Origin of the sequence: Mesorhizobium sp. M0060 (assembly GCF_040323155.1) — a bacterium.
Lineage (GTDB): Bacteria > Pseudomonadota > Alphaproteobacteria > Rhizobiales > Rhizobiaceae > Mesorhizobium.
This window is the reverse complement of sequence record NZ_JAMYUP010000016.1, coordinates 127,017-142,878: the sequence shown is the minus strand read 5'-3', so window position 1 is coordinate 142,878 and position 15,862 is coordinate 127,017. Positions and strand designations below refer to the sequence as shown.

Below are 15,862 nucleotides of genomic sequence, written 5' to 3'. Positions count from 1 at the left end.
CCCCCAACACCAACGGGGGGGCGGGGCCCCCCCCCTCCCACACCCACCCCCCAAAAACCAAACCGCCCCCAAATATTTTTTCCCCGGCCCCCCCAACCCCGGGGCGGGGGGGCCGCCCCCCCCCCCCGCGTCTTCCACCGGACCACATTTCAGGGCTTGATACGATTATGGACACGACAGCCCAACACGAAATGGCGAAGGAAGCGCCTTTGTCTTCCGGGCCGCGCCTGACCCTGTCCGGCATCAGCAAAAGCTTTCCCGGCGTGCGCGCGCTGCATGATGTCAGCCTGGCGCTCTATCCCGGCCAAGTGACCGCGTTGATCGGCGAGAACGGCGCCGGCAAGTCGACGCTGGTCAAGATCATGACCGGCATCTACCAGCCCGATGCGGGCACCATCAGCATCGACGGCCAGCCCGTCGCCTTGCCCAGCGCCCATGCCGCCTTCGGGCACGGCATCACCGCCATCCATCAGGAAACAGTGCTGTTCGACGATCTGACAGTGGCTGAAAACATCTTTCTCGGCCATGCGCCGCGCACCCGTTTCAAGACCATCGACTGGCGCACGATGCGCAAGAATGCCCGCGAGGTGCTGGATACGATGGGCGCCGGCCATATCGACGCCGACGCCAGGCTGAAGGACCTCGGCATCGCCAACAAGCATCTCGTGGCGGTTGCCCGCGCCATGTCGATCGACGCGCGGATCGTCATCATGGACGAGCCGACGGCAGCGCTTTCGATGAAGGAGATCGAAGAGCTTTTCCTGCTGATCGAATTCCTCAAGAGCGACGGCAAGGCGATCCTGTTCATCAGCCACAAATTCGATGAGATCTACCGTATCGCCGACCGCTATACCGTGTTCCGCGATGGCGAGATGGTCGGCGAAGGCCTGATCAAGGACGCCGGCCAGAGCCAGATCGTGCGCATGATGGTCGGCCGCGCCGTCGATCACATCTTCCCGCAGCGCAAGGCGGAGATCGGCGCGCCGGTGCTTGCCGTCTCCGGCCTGTCGCACCCGACCGAGTTCGACGATATCGGCTTCGAGCTGCACAGAGGCGAGATCCTCGGCTTCTACGGCCTTGTCGGCGCCGGGCGCAGCGAGGTGATGCAGGCGATATCAGGCATCACCCGCACCAGCCGCGGCACGATCGCGCTGGAGGGCAAGGCGATCGCGCCGAAATCGGCGGCGGATTCGATCGATGCCGGCATCGTTTACGTGCCGGAGGAGCGCGGCAAGCAAGGCGTGGTGATCGGCTTGCCGATCTTCCAGAATGTCTCGCTGCCCTCGCTCAAGCGCACCTCCAAGTCAGGCATGTTGCGGCTGGCGGAGGAATTCGCGCTCGCCCGCTCCTACACCGAGCGGCTCGACCTGCGCGCCTCCTCGCTCAGCCAGGACGTCGGCACGCTGTCGGGCGGCAACCAGCAGAAGATCGTCATCGCCAAATGGCTGGCGACCGCGCCCAAGGTGATTATTTTGGACGAGCCGACCAAGGGCATCGACATCGGCTCAAAGGCAGCCGTGCACGGCTTCATGGCCGAACTCGTCGCGCAGGGCCTGTCGGTGATCATGGTGTCGTCCGAACTGCCGGAAATCCTCGGCATGTCCGACCGCGTCGTCGTCATGCGAGAGGGCCGCATTGCCGCGGTCTACGACAACAAGGGCCTCGACGCAGAAACGCTGGTCAGGACGGCAGCGGGGATCGCGGCATGAAGGCATTTCTCAGATATCGCGAGGTCTGGCTGCTCGCGGCAATCGCCGTGCTGATCGGGCTGATCTCGATGCGTTTTCCGGGCTTTGCCGCTCCCGGCAATCTGCGCCAGGTGTTCAACGACACCTCAATCCTGATGATCCTGGCGCTCGGCCAGATGGTTGTCATCCTGACCCGCTCGATCGACCTGTCGATGGCATCCAATCTCTGCTTCACCGGCATGGTGGTGGCGATGCTGAACGCCGCGCATCCGGCAATCCCGATCCCGCTGCTGATCGTCGCGGCACTTCTTGTCGGGCTGGTGCTCGGCGCCCTCAATGGCCTGCTGGTGTGGCGGCTGAACATTCCCTCGATCGTGGTGACGCTTGGCACGCTTACCATCTACCGGGGCGCCACCTTCGTCATATCAGGCGGCGCCTGGGTCAATGCCGACCAGATGAGCCCTGAGTTCATCGGCCTGCAGCGCGCGGCATTCCTCGGCATACCGATCCTGTCATGGATCGCCCTGCTGGTCATCGCCCTGTTCTTCCTCGTGATGACACGCACCGCGCTCGGCCGCTCGATCTACGCCATCGGCGTCAACCCGACCGCATCGGTCTATGCCGGCATCGATGTCGGCCGGACGAAATTCATCGTCTTCTGCATCTCGGGGATGATCGGCGGCCTCTGCGGTTATCTCTGGATTTCGCGCTACGTCATCGCCTCGGTCGAGGTCGCCAACGGCTATGAGCTCAACATCATCGCCGCCTGCGTCATCGGCGGCATCTCGATCGCCGGCGGCATCGGCTCGGTCGGCGGCGCGGTGCTCGGCGCGCTGTTCCTCGGCATCATCTCCAACGCGCTGCCGGTGATCAACATCTCGCCCTTCTGGCAGATGGCGATTTCGGGCAGCGCCATCATCCTGGCGGTGGTGCTCAACGCGCGCGGCGAGCGCCGGCAGGGCCGCATCATCCTCAAGAAGGCGGAAGCGGCATGACCGATACCCCTGCCCCACGCCATATTCCCGACCGGCTCGACAAGCCGCTGACGTCGGCGATCTTCTCATGGGAGGCGCTGCTGGTCGTCGTGGCGGTTGCCATCTTTGCCGTCAACAGCTTTGCCTCGCCCTACTTCCTCGACGCGTGGTCGCTGTCGGACCTGACCTTCAACTTCACCGAAAAGGCGCTGATCGCGCTGGCCATGGCGCTGCTGATCATTTCCGGCGAGATCGACCTGTCGGTCGCCGCGATCATCGCGCTGGCCTCGACGATGATGGGCATGGCGGTGCAGGCCGGCGCCGGCACGCCGACCCTGGTGGCAATCGGCATCGTCGTCGGGCTCGGCTGCGGCGCCTTCAACGGGCTGCTCGTCACCAGGCTGGGCTTGCCGTCGATCGTCGTCACCATTGGCACGATGAGCCTGTTTCGCGGCATCGCGTTCATCATTCTCGGCGACCAGGCCTACAAGGGCTATCCCTCGAGTTTCGCCTTCTTCGGCCAGGGCTATGTCTGGTGGGTGGTGTCGTTCGAACTGACGCTTTTCCTGATCGCAGCAGTCGTCTACTGGTTCCTTCTGCACCGGACGAGCTTCGGCCGTCGGGTCTTTGCCATCGGCAACAACCCGGTCGCGGCGCAGTTTTCCGGCGTGCGCGTCGGCCGCATCAAATTCATCCTGTTTTGCCTGACCGGCTTGATGGCGGGCATCGCCTCGGTGCTGATCACCTCGCGGCTCGGCTCGACCCGGCCGTCGATCGCGCAAGGATACGAGCTGGAAGTCATCACCATGGTGGTGCTCGGCGGCGTCAGCATCCTCGGCGGCGCAGGCAGCATTCTGGGCGTCGTGCTCGCCGCCTTCATCATGGGGCTGGTGACCTTCGGCCTTGGCCTGCTCAACGTGCCGGGGATCGTCATGTCGATCTTCATCGGCCTGTTGCTGATCATCGTCATCGCGCTGCCCATCCTGTGGCGGCGCGTGCGGCGAGAGCGCTTTGCCTAGATCAGGCCCGACAAGAGCCAGTGGGGCAGCGCCGCTAGTGACGATGTTGCATAATGGAGTGACTGATATCCAACACGTCGCCGTCATCGATATCGGCAAAACCAACGCCAAGGTGGCGCTGGTCGATCTTGCCACATCAAGCGAAGTGGCGCTGCGCCGGGTGGCGAACGAGCCTGTTCGACAAGGCCCGTACCCGCATCACGACGTCAAGCGGTTGTGGGCGTTTATCCTCGGCAGCCTAGCCGAGATCGATCGCGAGCAGCGCATCGATGCGATATCGATCACCACCCATGGCGCAACGGGCGTGCTGGTGGACGCATCAGGCGAACTGGCGCTGCCGGTGCTCGATTATGAATTCGACGGGCCGGACGCCCTCGCCAGGGACTATGACGCGATCCGCCCGCCCTTCACCGAGACCGGAACGCCGCGCCTGCCGGTCGGCCTCAATCTCGGCGCGCAGTTGTTCTGGCAGCAGAAGCGCTTTCCGGCGGATTTCGCAAGAACCGCCGCGATCCTGATGTACCCGCAATACTGGGCCTTGCGCCTGACCGGCGTCGCCGCCAGCGAGGTAACCTCGCTCGGCTGCCACACCGATCTATGGAATCCGTGGAAAGCGGATTTCTCCTCGCTGGTCGAGCGGCTGGAATGGCGCGGCCTGATGGCGCCGGTACGGCCGGCGAAGGACCGCTTGGGCCCGATCCTGCCTGCCCTCGCCCGGCAAACCGGACTCGATCCGCAAACGCCGGTGTTCTGCGGCCTGCATGATTCCAACGCATCGCTGCTGCCGCATCTCCTGTCCGACCAACCGCCTTTCTCCGTCGTCTCGACCGGCACCTGGGTGGTGTCGATGGCCGTCGGCGGCAGCAAGGTCCTGCTCGACCCGGCGCGCGACACGCTGGTCAATGTCGACGCGCTCGGCGATCCCGTGCCGTCGGCGCGCTTCATGGGCGGCCGCGAGTTTTCCCTGCTGACCGAAGGCCAATCGGAGGACTGGACCGAAGACGATGTCGCCGCGGTGCTCGCGCGCAAGACCTCGCTGCTGCCTTCGACCCAACAGGGTTCGGGGCCGTTCCCGCATCACGCCGCCGCGTGGCTCAATGCCGAAGGTATGACCGACGGCCAGCGCTTTGCTGCCATCTCCTTCTATTTGGCGCTGATGACCGCGACGAGCCTCGATCTGATCGGCGCGGACGGTCCCACCATCGTCGAGGGGCCCTTTGCCCGCAACCGGCTGTTCACCCGCATGCTGGCGGCGGCGACGGCGTGTGGTGTCATTGCCTCCGAGGCCGCCACCGGCACCAGCATCGGCGCCGCCTTGCTGGCGTCGGACCAAGGGACGGCGCAAGACAGAGGCGAAAGGACCGAGCCACCGGCCGATCCAAGCTGGGCGAGCTACGCGCGCTCCTGGCAGGCGGCAGTCGCTGCGCAAGGCTGACCGTCGAGATCATGGCGCCCAGCGGTTCAGGCCGTTGCTAGCCGGCGTAGACCAGCCCTTGTGGATCGATCTCCGGCTTGCGGCGGGCGACTATGTCGGCGAGGAACATTCCCGAGCCGCACGCCATAGTCCAGCCGAGATGGCCGTGGCCGGTATCGAGGTAGAGATTCTCGTACCGAGCCCGGCCGATGACCGGCACCGAACTCGGCATCATCGGGCGAAGTCCAGCCCAGAGCTCGGCCTTGCTCTCGTCGAATGCCCCGGGAAAAAGCTCCTTGCCGGTCTTGAACATGGCGGCGAAATCGCTTGGCCGGTGGCTGCGGTCGAAGCCGGTGAATTCCGCGGTCGAGGAAAGCCGCAAGCGGTTGCCGAGCCTGGAATAGCCGATCAGCCGATCCTCGTCGGCGCCGCCCATGGTCGGCCCCTTGCTTTCGTCCTCCAGCGGGATGGTCGCGGTGTAACCCTTCACGGGATAGACCGGCAGGTCGATGCCGTAGCGGCGGCCGAGCAGGCCACTCTCCGGCCCCATCGAGATCACCACCGCATCGCCGGTCACCGGGCCGGCCGAGGTCATGACCGCGCGCACTCGGTCGCCCTCGATATCGAGGCCTTCGACAGTGGTGCCGTAGAGGAATTGGACGCCGAGTTTTTCGGCGGCATAGGCAGCGAGGTTCCGCGTGAACTGCCTGGAGTCGCCGGTCTGGTCGATCGGCGAATAAACGCCGCCGGCTATTTTGTCCTTGGCGCCGGCAAGGCCGGGCTCAAGCTCGACCAGCCGGTCGCGGCCGACGATCTCGATCGGCAGGCCATGTTCGGCGAGATAGCGGTAATTGTCGGTGCCGGTATCGAAACTCTGCTGCGAGCGGAAGAAATACAGAATGCCCTTCTTGCGTTCGTCATAGTGGATGCCGGTCTCGGCGGAGATGGCGTTGATGCAGTCGCGCGAATAAAGCGCCAGCCGCAGCTTGATCTCGGTGTTGGCATGCATGCGCTTATGCGTACACTGGCGCAGGAAACGCAGGCTCCAGGCGAAGAAATAAGGATCGAAGCGCAGCCGCACCTTGATGCCGAGATCGTGGTTGTAGAGGCCGCGCAGGAACGTCTTCAATGCGGCGGGCGAGGCCCAGGCGGTGGCGTCCCCGGGCGACACAAGGCCGGCATTCGACTGGCTGGTGCCGCGCGCCGGTGCCGGATGGCGCTCGATCACCGTCACCTCATGGCCGTCGCTGGCCAGATAATAGGCAGCCGCCGTGCCGACGACGCCGGCTCCAAGCACCGATATTTTCATGCCGCCCCCAAACGAACGCTCCACGCCCAGCCGTGAAGGCCTCAATAGCGCTTCTGCATGCGGCCGACGAGCCCTTGCGGAGAGCCCGCGCTCAGCCCAGAGCCGAATTCTTGCTGGTCAGGATGCGCTCCCAGGCAAGCGCATCGGCAACGATCTGGTCGAGGTTGTCGCGCTGCGGGGTCCAGCCGAGTTCGCCGCGCGCCAGCTCCGAATTGGCGACCACCGCCGCGGCGTCGCCCGGACGGCGTTCGCCCATCCGCACCTCGAAATCATGGCCGAAGACGCGCCGTACGCTGTCGATGACCTCGAGCACCGAATAGCCGTGGCTGTAGCCGCAATTGGCGACCAGGCTTTGCCCGCCGGCGCGCAGCCGCTGCAGGGCCAGCCGATGCGCCGCCGCCAAGTCGCTGACATGGATATAGTCGCGCATGCAGGTGCCGTCCGGCGTCGGGTAGTCGGTGCCGAACACCTGCATGAAGGGGCGCTTGCCGAGCGCCGTCTCGCAGGCGACCTTGATCAGATGCGTGGCACCCGGCGTCGATTGGCCGGTGCGGCCCTTTGGATCGGCGCCGGCGACGTTGAAATAGCGCAGCGCCGTATAGCGCAGCCCATAGGCAATGGCCGCGTCGCGCAGCATCCATTCGCTCATCAGCTTGGACAGACCGTAGGGCGATTCCGGCGCAAGCCGGGCATCCTCGCGCACTGGCTCCAACCCGGCGCCGCCATAGACCGCGGCGGTCGAGGAAAAGATGAAATTAGGCACGCCTTCGCGCACCGCGGTTTCGATCAGGGTGCGCGTCTTGCAGGTGTTGTTCTCGTAATAGGCGAGCGGATCGGCAACCGATTCGGGGACCACGATCGAGCCGGCGAAATGGATGATCGCGTCGACCTTATTGTCGCGAATGATCGAGGCGACCAATTCCTTGTCGGCGACGTCGCCGACGACGAGCTTTGCTTCCGGAGCCACCGCCCATTCAAAGCCGGTCGAAAGCCTGTCGAGGACGACGACGCTGTCGCCTGTGTCCAGCAACTCCCAGACCATATGGCTGCCGATATAGCCGGCACCGCCTGTCACCAAAACCGTCATCCGCATCCTCGCTATTCATGATTTATCGGAACTGTCTCAATCGTCGCCGTACTGGAAAACCTGCCGCCAGGCCATTACAATCTGCGGTAACCAGTCTCATTGGCGCGTGGCATTGTCCTGAAACAAGATTGATCCACATCGAGGGAATAGGCCACGTTCCGTGGTCGTTAGGAACAGGCTTGGGGCGTGGCATTTTGACCAAAAGGGCCCGGTGGACGCCGAATAGGCCAATGACTATGATCCCGCGCAAAATTGGGAAGGCGACATGAATTATCAGCGGTTTTTCGAGGAAGCGATCGACCAGCTCCATGCAGAGCGTCGCTACCGCGTCTTCGCCGACCTTGAGCGTATCGTGGGGAAATTCCCGCGCGCCATCTGGCGCGCCAATGGCCGCGCCGAAGAAATCACCGTCTGGTGCTCCAACGATTATCTCGGCATGGGCCAGCATCCCGACGTCATTGCCGCGTTCCAGAAGGCGGCAGGCAAGATGGGGTCGGGGGCCGGCGGCACCCGCAACATTTCCGGCACCAGCAACCCGCTGGTCGAGCTCGAACTGGAGCTTGCCGACCTGCACGACAAGGAGGCCGCGCTGGTCTTCACTTCCGGCTTCGTTTCCAACGAGGCGTCGATCTCGACCATTGCGAAGCTGCTTCCCAATTGCCTGATCATCTCGGACGAGCTTAACCACGCTTCGATGATCGAGGGCGTGCGGCGCTCGGGCGCCGAGAAGAAGATCTTCCGCCATAACGACGTCGCGCATCTCGAAAGCCTGCTGCAGGCGGCCGGCCGCGAGCGTGCCAAGCTGATCGTCTTCGAGAGCGTCTATTCGATGGATGGCGACATCGCGCCGATCAAGCAGATCGTCGATCTCGCCGAGCGTTACAATGCCATGACCTATATCGACGAGGTCCATGCCGTCGGCATGTACGGGCCGCGCGGCGGCGGCATCACCGAGCGCGAAGGGCTGGCCGACCGCATCGATATCATCGAGGGCACGCTGGCCAAGGCGTTCGGCACGCTTGGCGGCTACATTACCGGCACCAGTGCCGTGATCGACGCCGTGCGCTCCTATGCGCCGGGCTTCATCTTCACCACGGCGCTGCCGCCGGCTGTCGCCGCCGCGGCGACCACCTCGATCCGGCATCTCAAGCGCTCGCAGGCCGAGCGCGACGCGCAGTTGCGTCAGGCGACGCGGACCAAGGAAGTGCTTGGCGCGGCCGGCCTGCCGGTGATGGAATCGCCTACCCACATCGTGCCGCTGCTGGTCGGCGATCCCGAGCTCTGCAAGATGGCCAGCGACCGCCTGCTCGGCGTACACGGCATCTATATCCAGCCGATCAACTACCCGACGGTGCCGCGCGGCACCGAGCGGCTGCGCATCACGCCGACACCGTTCCATTCGGACGCGCTGATCGCGTCCCTGCAGGACGCGCTGGTCGAGACGTGGGACGCGTTGGGGATTCCCTACGCTTCTGCCGGCCGGCCTTCGGTGGCCAAGAGCGACCGCGTCATCCCGCTGCTGGTGCCGAAGTCGGGCGGGTGAAAACCCGTTTGAAACTCTGCTCAGACAACCATTCGGTCGCCGGAGCGAAGTCGCTCAGACAGCCTTCATCCATTTCGCCAGCCTATGTGCCGCTTCCTCGAGCTGGTCGAGACGGCGATGGAAGCATAGCCTGAGAAAGGATTCGCCGCCGGGGCCGAAGGCGGTGCCGGGGGCCAGGCCGACATTGGCGCGGTCGACCATGTCGAAGGCGGCAGCGCGGGAATCGGTGATGCCGTCGACAGCAAAGAACAGGTAGAACGCGCCCTGCGGCACGGTGAACCGCGCCCTGCCGGTTTCGGCGAGAATGCCGCAGACCAGGTCGCGCGCCGCCCTCGCCCGCTCCACCTGCTCGACGATGAAGGCGTCGCCCTCATCGAGGGCAACGACGGCGCCGCGCTGCATGAACTGGGCAACGCCGGAAGTCGAATACTGGACCAGGTTCTCGAACACCTGCTGCAAGGCGGGATGGATCTTGATCCAGCCGATGCGCCATCCGGTCATCGCCCAGTTCTTGGAAAAGGAATTGACGAACAGGATGCGGTCCTCATCGGCCATGATGTCGATGAAGGAGGGCGCGCGGCCGTGGCCGTAATGAAACAGCGAATAGATCTCGTCGGCGATGATCCACAGGCCCCTTTCGCGGGCAAGGTCGAGGATAGCCTGCAGCGTCTCCTTGTCGGCGGTCCAGCCGGTCGGGTTGGACGGCGTGTTGACGAACAGCGCCTTGGTGCGTGGCGTTATCGCCGCTGCGATCTTGTCGACATCGCAAGACCAGCCATTGTCCGACTGGTCGAGCGTGACCGCGATTGGAACGGCGCCCGCGACCCCGGCGGCGGCGGCGAAATTCGGCCATGCCGGCGACAGATAGACGAGTTCGTCGCCCTTGCCGGCCACCGCATCGATGGCCATCTGGATGGCATGCATGCCGGAGCCGGTGACGATGAATTCCTCGTCGGCGAAAGTCTTGCCGAAATGCCTGGTGTAGTAGCGGGCGAGCGCTTGCCTGAGTTCAGGAATGCCCCTCTGCCAGGTGTAGAAGGTTTCACCGCCAGCCATCGCCTTGGCGGCGGCATCGGTGATGAAGGCAGGCGTCGGCAGGTCGCCCTCGCCGGCCCAGAGTGGGATCATGCCGTCGCGGCCGCGACCGCGGTTCATGACGGCGACAATGCCGCTTTCAGGCGCCGCCCGAGCTTCGGCGCGCAGGGTATCGATCAGGGTCATGGATAGGTCCGTTTTCGTTTGCTCGACTGCTAGCGTGTTTCAGGGCGGACGAAAACAGAAAACCCCGGCCGCCAGCGACCGGGGTTTTGGTCCAGAAAGTTTCTCGCAGGCGCTATTTTCTGGCGAGGAGATCGCGAATTTCGGTGAGCAGCGCGATGTCGGCTGGCGGCGGAGCGGCCGGGGCAGCCGGTTTTTCACGCTCCAGCCGCTGGCGCAGATTGTTCACCGCCTTGATCATCAGGAAGATGATGAAGGCGAGGATAAGGAAGTTCAGCGCCACGGTGATGAAGCTGCCATAGGCGAAGACAGCGCCTTGTTTCTTTGCATCAGCCAGCGAGGTTGCATTCACCGCAGAAGACAGCGGTATGAAGTAGTTGTTGAAATCCAGCCCCCCGAAGATCGCGCCAACAATCGGCATGATGATGTCATCGACCAGCGAGGTGACGATCTTGCTGAAGGCAGCGCCGATGATGACGGCGACGGCCAGGTCCATCACATTGCCCCTGGAAATGAATTCCTGAAACTCTTTCAGCATTCGACCCTCCTTGTCCTGACCGGCCGTGCTGCCGTCCACGCCCTCGGCATCGACCGGCGGGCAGAATAGCAAAAACCTGCGGTTGCGACAGGAGCAAAAGCCGATTTCAGCCGGTCACGATTGCCCGACGCAGCCGATATAATACGCCGAAAGCGGCGATGGACTTGATTGCCAAGCTGTGATTGCGTCTGCAGGGCCGGATGAAAAAGTCGGCGCAGGGAGGAAGTTCGAGCCGTGCAGGGCTGGTTCATCGTCATCATCGCGATCGCCTATGTGACGTTGCTGTTTGCCATCGCCAGCCTGGGCGATCGGCGCTCGACGTCATCGGGGCCCGGCCGCGCCCGGCCCTTCATCTATGCGCTCAGTCTCGCCATCTACTGCACCTCCTGGACCTTCTTCGGCTCGGTCGGGCTGTCCTCCGAACGCGGCCTCGAATTCCTCGGCATCTATATCGGCCCGGTTCTGGTGTTCGTGTTCGGCTTTCCGCTGCTGCAGCGCATCGTCAGGCTGGCCAAGACCGAGAAGATCACCTCGATCGCCGACTTCCTCGGCGCCCGTTACGGCAAGAGCTTCGCTGTCGCGGCGATCGCCACGCTGATCGCCACCATCGGCGCGGTGCCCTATATCGCGCTGCAATTGAAGGCGATCTCCGGCTCGGTCAGCCTGATGGTCGAGCACTATACCGGTTCGCCGCCGTCGTTCGATCCGTTCGTCAGCGACATCTCGCTGGTCGTTGCCATGCTGCTGGCGCTGTTTGCGGTGCTGTTCGGCACGCGTCACGCCGACGCCACCGAGCACCAGGACGGGCTGGTGCTTGCTGTGGCGGTCGAAACCGTGGTCAAGCTCGCCGCCTTCCTGGCGATCGGCCTGATGGTCACGTTTCTGATCTTCGGCGGGCCAGGCGATATGTTCGACCGGCTCGCCGAAAACACGCAGGTGCGCCAGGCGATGGGCTACAACACCTCGCTCGCCACCTGGCTGGTGCTGACATGCCTGAGCGGCTTTGCCATCATCATGCTGCCGCGCCAGTTCTACGTCACCATCGTCGAGAACCGCAGCGAGGCCGAGTTGCGCACCGCGACATGGGTGTTTCCGCTCTATCTGGTAGCGATCAATCTGTTCGTGCTGCCGATCGCGCTGGCCGGCCTGACGCTGGTCGGCACGAGAACCAGCAGCGACCTCTACGTTCTGTCGCTGCCGCTGTTCAGCGGCCACGACGTGCTGGCCATGGCGGCCTTCATCGGCGGCCTGTCGGCGGCGACCGCAATGGTGATCGTCGAAAGCGTCGCGCTGTCGATCATGATCTCCAACGATCTGATTATTCCGCTGTTCGTGCGGCGACTGCTGCGGACCACGACCTCCGAGAACGAGGACTGGTCGACGCTCATCCTCAATGTGCGACGGGCGGCGATCTTCATCATGCTGTTCATCGCCTTCCTCTACTACCGCGAGAGCACCAACAACGCGCGGCTGTCCTCGATCGGCCTGATGTCGTTCGCGGCGATCGCGCAGTTTGCGCCGGCATTGGTCGGCGGGCTCATCTGGCGCGGCGCCAATGGAAGGGGAGCCGCGCTCGGCATGGTCGCCGGCATCGTCGTCTGGAGCTACACGCTGCTGCTTCCCTCGCTCGTCGCGCCGGATACCGGCATCCTCGTCCACGGCCTGTTCGGCTTCGAAGCGTTGCGGCCGCAGGCTCTGTTCGGCACCGTCGCCGAGCCACTGAACCATGGCGTGCTTTGGAGCCTGTCGATCAACACGCTGTTTTTTGTGTTCGGCTCGCTGTCGCGGGCGTCGGTGCCGCTGGAACGCATCCAGGCATCGATCTTCGTGCCGCGCGAGGCGGGGCCGTTGCCGAGCCTGCGCCGCTTCCGCACCACCATTACCGTCAACGACCTCAAGGACACCATCGCGCGCTATCTCGGTGTCGAACGCACCGAGCGGTCCTTCCAGTCATTCGAGAAAAGCAGCGGCACTTCACTGCACGGCAACGAACAGGCCAGCATGGATGTCATCCGCTTCTCCGAGCAGCTTCTGGCCAGCGCCGTCGGCTCCTCTTCAGCGCGGCTGATCCTGTCGCTGCTGCTGCGCCGCAACGACCGCGAATCCAAGGACGCCTTCCGCCTGCTCGACGATGCCACCGAGGCGCTGCAGCACAATCGCGACCTGCTGCAGATCGCGCTCGACCAGATGGAACAGGGCATCACCGTCTTCGACAGGGATTTCCGCCTGATCTGCTGGAACCGACAATATCGGGCGCTGTTCGACCTGCCCGACGAGATGGGCCAGGTCGGCGTCTCGCTCGACCGCATCCTGCGCCATCTCGCCGAGCGCGGCGACATACCGGCCGACCAACGCGTCACCATGCTCAACCGCCTGACCAGCTTCGTCAGCCCGTGGCAGATGGAACTGAAGACCAGCGGCCGCATCCTCGAATTGCGCTCCAATCCGATGCCGGACGGCGGCATCGTCGCCACCTATGCCGACATTTCCGGACGCGTCGAGCAGGATTTGGCGCTGAAGCGCGCCAATGAATCGCTGGAGCAGCGAGTGAAGAACCGCACCGCCGAGCTCACCCGCGTCAACGAGGAGCTGGCGCAGGCGCAGATGCTGGCCGAGGAGGCCAATCTCGGCAAGACGCGCTTCCTTGCCGCCGCCGGCCACGACATCCTGCAGCCGCTGAACGCCGCCCGCCTCTATTGCTCGTCGCTGATCGAAAAGACCGGCAAGGGACCCGCCGGCAAGGCGGCGATGAACATCGAATCGTCGCTGGAATCGGTCGAGACGATCCTCGGCGCGGTGCTCGACATTTCGCGCCTCGATGCCGGCGCGATGAAGCCGGACGACACGAGCTTCGGCCTCGACGGGCTGCTGCGCCAGATCGGCAACGACTTCCGGCCGCTTGCTGCCGAAAAGAAGCTCGAACTCTCGATCATGCCGTCGTCGCTCAGCGTGATGACGGACCGCAATCTGCTGCGCCGCCTGATCCAGAACCTGATCTCCAACGCCATCAAGTACACGCGCCATGGTCGCATCCTGGTCGGCGTGCGGCGGCGCGGCGAACTGGCCGAAATACAGGTGATCGACACCGGCATCGGCATTGCCGGCGACAAGCTCAACACCGTGTTTCGCGAATTCACCCGGCTCGACGAGGGTGTGCGCGAGGCGGAAGGCCTTGGCCTGGGGCTCTCCATCGTCGACCGCATCGCTCGCGTCCTGCGCCTCGAAATCCGGATCTTCTCCAACCCCGGCAAGGGCACGCGCTTTTCGGTCCTGCTGCCGGTGGCGGCCGCGCAGGCACCGCGGCGCGAGGCCGAGGCGAAGGCGCCTGGCCGCGCCACGGCCTCGCTTGCCGGGCTCAATGTGCTCTGCATCGACAACGACGCCCGCATTCTCGACGGCATGCGGCTGCTGCTCGAGGGCTGGGGCTGCAGCGTCGACACGCTTTCCGGTTCGGAGGATCTCGAGAGTTCCGGCATGCATCGGCCGGACATCGTGCTTGCCGACTATCATCTCGACGGCAAGACCGGCCTCGAATTGATCGCCCAGTTGCGTGCGATCCATGGCGAGGACCTGCCGGCCGTGCTGGTCACCGCCGACCGCTCCAGCGAGGTTCGCGCCGCTGCCGGCAGGCTCGACGTGCCTGTGATCAGCAAACCGCTGAAACCGGCGATGCTGCGCTCGATGATGGCCAGGGTCAGGCCGCTGGCGCCGGCGGCCGAGTAGGAAGTACTCTTTTTGACCATGATCTTGTCCGAAAACCGGTTCCCACTTTCCGGGATCATAGTCTATCCGGCCGCCTGAACCGGGTCGCTGCCGATCTTAGACAGCAGGATCACCGCCTGGGTGCGGCTGTCGACGCCAAGCTTCTGCAGGATGGCCGAGACATGCGCTTTGATTGTCGCTTCGGAGACGCCGAGCTCATAAGCGATCTGCTTGTTGAGCAGCCCTTCCGCCAGCATGCCGAGCACGCGCGTCTGCTGCGGGGTCAGCGCCTGCAGCCGCTTGATCAGGTCGGAAATCTCGGGATCGCGCTCGACGCCGAGATCGATGCCGGTGGGCGCGGCGATATCGCCGGCAAGCACCGACTGCACGGCACTGCGGATCTCCTCCATACTGGCCGATTTGGAGATGAAGCCAGAGGCGCCGAGGTCGAGCGCACGCCGGATCGTCACCGGATCGTCATGCGCCGAGACCACCATCATCGGCACCGCCGGATGGATGCCGCGTAGTGAGATCAGGCCGGAAAGACCGCTTGCGCCCGGCATCGACAGGTCGAGCAGGACCAGATCGACATCCTCATTGGCCAGGACCAGCGCCTTGGCGCTTTCGAAATCGCCGGCTTCGTGTATGGCGGCAACATTGCCGATGCCGGCGAGTGCCTCCCTCAATGCACCGCGAAAAAGCGGGTGATCGTCGGCAATGACGAATGTGTAGCCCAACAGTAGTATTCCTCCCCGAATCCCATAGGCGATTTCCGCCTTACGGGACCTGAACTTATGCGGCGACGCCAGCTGTTTCGAGCGGCATGCCGTAGGCGATTCCAGGTCCTCAGGTCTTTTGCGAATTGAGCTTGGCGCCGTCGTCGTCCTTGTCCATGTCCTTGACGATATCCATGAAGCTGCGCAGGAAGCGCTCCATGTAGCCCATCGTCTTGTTGAAATCCTCCTCGCTGGGCAAAGTCGATTCGAAACGGGCGGCAAGCGAATTTTCGAGCTTGGCGACGCGCTCGTCGAGCGCCTTCACCGAACTTTGCAGCCGGTCGACCTCGCCCTGGAAGGCGGCGCGCTCGTCGGCCGCCATCTTGCAGACGAGCTGGCCGGAACGCTCCTCGCAGAGCGACATGGCGCCGGTCTGCGTATCCATACGGACATAGCCATTGGCCGACTTTTCCAGCCGGTAGCGGTCGGTTTCCTCGGAAAAGGCCGATGCCGCGACGAGCGAGACCAGTGCTGCGGGGATCAAGATTTGGTGCAGACGCATGTTTTCCTCCATGAGCCATTCGGCGCAATCTATCACAGTTTGCGCCCGAAATGGGGAAGAACTCTGGCCTGCCCTTCCCCGCATGGTCTGTT

General features: G+C 64.1%; 12 protein-coding genes. 6 read left to right on the top strand and 6 right to left on the bottom strand.

Translation table 11 applies throughout. The annotated features are described in order from the left end of the window. Positions 1–167 precede the first annotated feature (167 nt). The 4 genes from NKJ94_RS17815 to NKJ94_RS17800 all read left to right on the top strand — a co-directional run bounded on the left by NKJ94_RS17815 (position 168) and on the right by NKJ94_RS17800 (position 5,116). The gene (locus NKJ94_RS17815) at positions 168–1,709 is read left to right on the top strand and encodes a sugar ABC transporter ATP-binding protein (RefSeq protein WP_352526821.1); all 1,542 of its coding nucleotides are present in this window, start codon (positions 168–170) and stop codon (positions 1,707–1,709) included. Further along, the gene (locus NKJ94_RS17810) at positions 1,706–2,683 is read left to right on the top strand and encodes an ABC transporter permease (protein ID WP_352526820.1); all 978 of its coding nucleotides are present in this window, start codon (positions 1,706–1,708) and stop codon (positions 2,681–2,683) included. Before NKJ94_RS17815 ends, NKJ94_RS17810 begins: the two co-directional genes overlap by 4 nt. Then, complete coding sequence (locus NKJ94_RS17805; RefSeq protein ID WP_352526819.1) at positions 2,680–3,681, top strand: ABC transporter permease; 1,002 nt, start codon at positions 2,680–2,682, stop codon at positions 3,679–3,681. Before NKJ94_RS17810 ends, NKJ94_RS17805 begins: the two co-directional genes overlap by 4 nt. A gap of 67 nt (positions 3,682–3,748) precedes the next feature. Further along, entirely contained in the window at positions 3,749–5,116 is a 1,368-nt protein-coding gene (locus NKJ94_RS17800; protein ID WP_502896015.1) for an FGGY-family carbohydrate kinase, read from the top strand. Between the two features lie 37 nt (positions 5,117–5,153). Here NKJ94_RS17800 and NKJ94_RS17795 read toward each other — a convergent pair whose 3' ends face one another. After that, positions 5,154–6,404: a D-amino acid dehydrogenase gene (locus NKJ94_RS17795; protein WP_352526817.1), complete on the bottom strand. Its 1,251-nt coding sequence runs from the start codon at positions 6,402–6,404 to the stop codon at positions 5,154–5,156. Positions 6,405–6,495: 91 nt separating this feature from the next. Next, positions 6,496–7,491: a UDP-glucose 4-epimerase GalE gene (galE, locus tag NKJ94_RS17790; RefSeq protein WP_352526816.1), complete on the bottom strand. Its 996-nt coding sequence runs from the start codon at positions 7,489–7,491 to the stop codon at positions 6,496–6,498. A gap of 265 nt (positions 7,492–7,756) precedes the next feature. Here galE and hemA point away from each other — a divergent pair, with 265 nt between their 5' ends. Next, complete coding sequence (gene hemA, locus NKJ94_RS17785; protein ID WP_352526815.1) at positions 7,757–9,034, top strand: 5-aminolevulinate synthase; 1,278 nt, start codon at positions 7,757–7,759, stop codon at positions 9,032–9,034. Between the two features lie 54 nt (positions 9,035–9,088). Here the strand turns inward: hemA and NKJ94_RS17780 are convergent, their stop codons facing one another. Next, positions 9,089–10,255 carry a pyridoxal phosphate-dependent aminotransferase gene (locus NKJ94_RS17780; protein ID WP_352526814.1) on the bottom strand — a complete coding sequence of 389 codons (1,167 nt, stop codon included), beginning with the start codon at positions 10,253–10,255 and terminating at the stop codon, positions 9,089–9,091. A gap of 112 nt (positions 10,256–10,367) precedes the next feature. Continuing rightward, positions 10,368–10,790 carry a large conductance mechanosensitive channel protein MscL gene (gene mscL, locus NKJ94_RS17775; protein ID WP_352526813.1) on the bottom strand — a complete coding sequence of 141 codons (423 nt, stop codon included), beginning with the start codon at positions 10,788–10,790 and terminating at the stop codon, positions 10,368–10,370. 234 nt (positions 10,791–11,024) lie between these two features. Between mscL and NKJ94_RS17770 the strand changes: the two genes are divergently transcribed. Then, positions 11,025–14,513, top strand: a complete 3,489-nt coding sequence (locus tag NKJ94_RS17770; protein WP_352526812.1) for a hybrid sensor histidine kinase/response regulator — start codon at positions 11,025–11,027, stop codon at positions 14,511–14,513. Positions 14,514–14,575: 62 nt separating this feature from the next. On the opposite strand, the gene NKJ94_RS17765 is transcribed toward NKJ94_RS17770, so the two are convergent. Both NKJ94_RS17765 and NKJ94_RS17760 read right to left on the bottom strand, forming a co-directional pair. Continuing rightward, a complete protein-coding gene (locus NKJ94_RS17765; RefSeq protein ID WP_502896013.1) occupies positions 14,576–15,229 on the bottom strand; it encodes a response regulator transcription factor in 654 nt (217 codons plus the stop codon). Between the two features lie 109 nt (positions 15,230–15,338). Then, positions 15,339–15,770, bottom strand: a complete 432-nt coding sequence (locus NKJ94_RS17760; RefSeq protein WP_352526811.1) for a hypothetical protein — start codon at positions 15,768–15,770, stop codon at positions 15,339–15,341. Between the last annotated feature and the right edge of the window lie 92 nt (positions 15,771–15,862).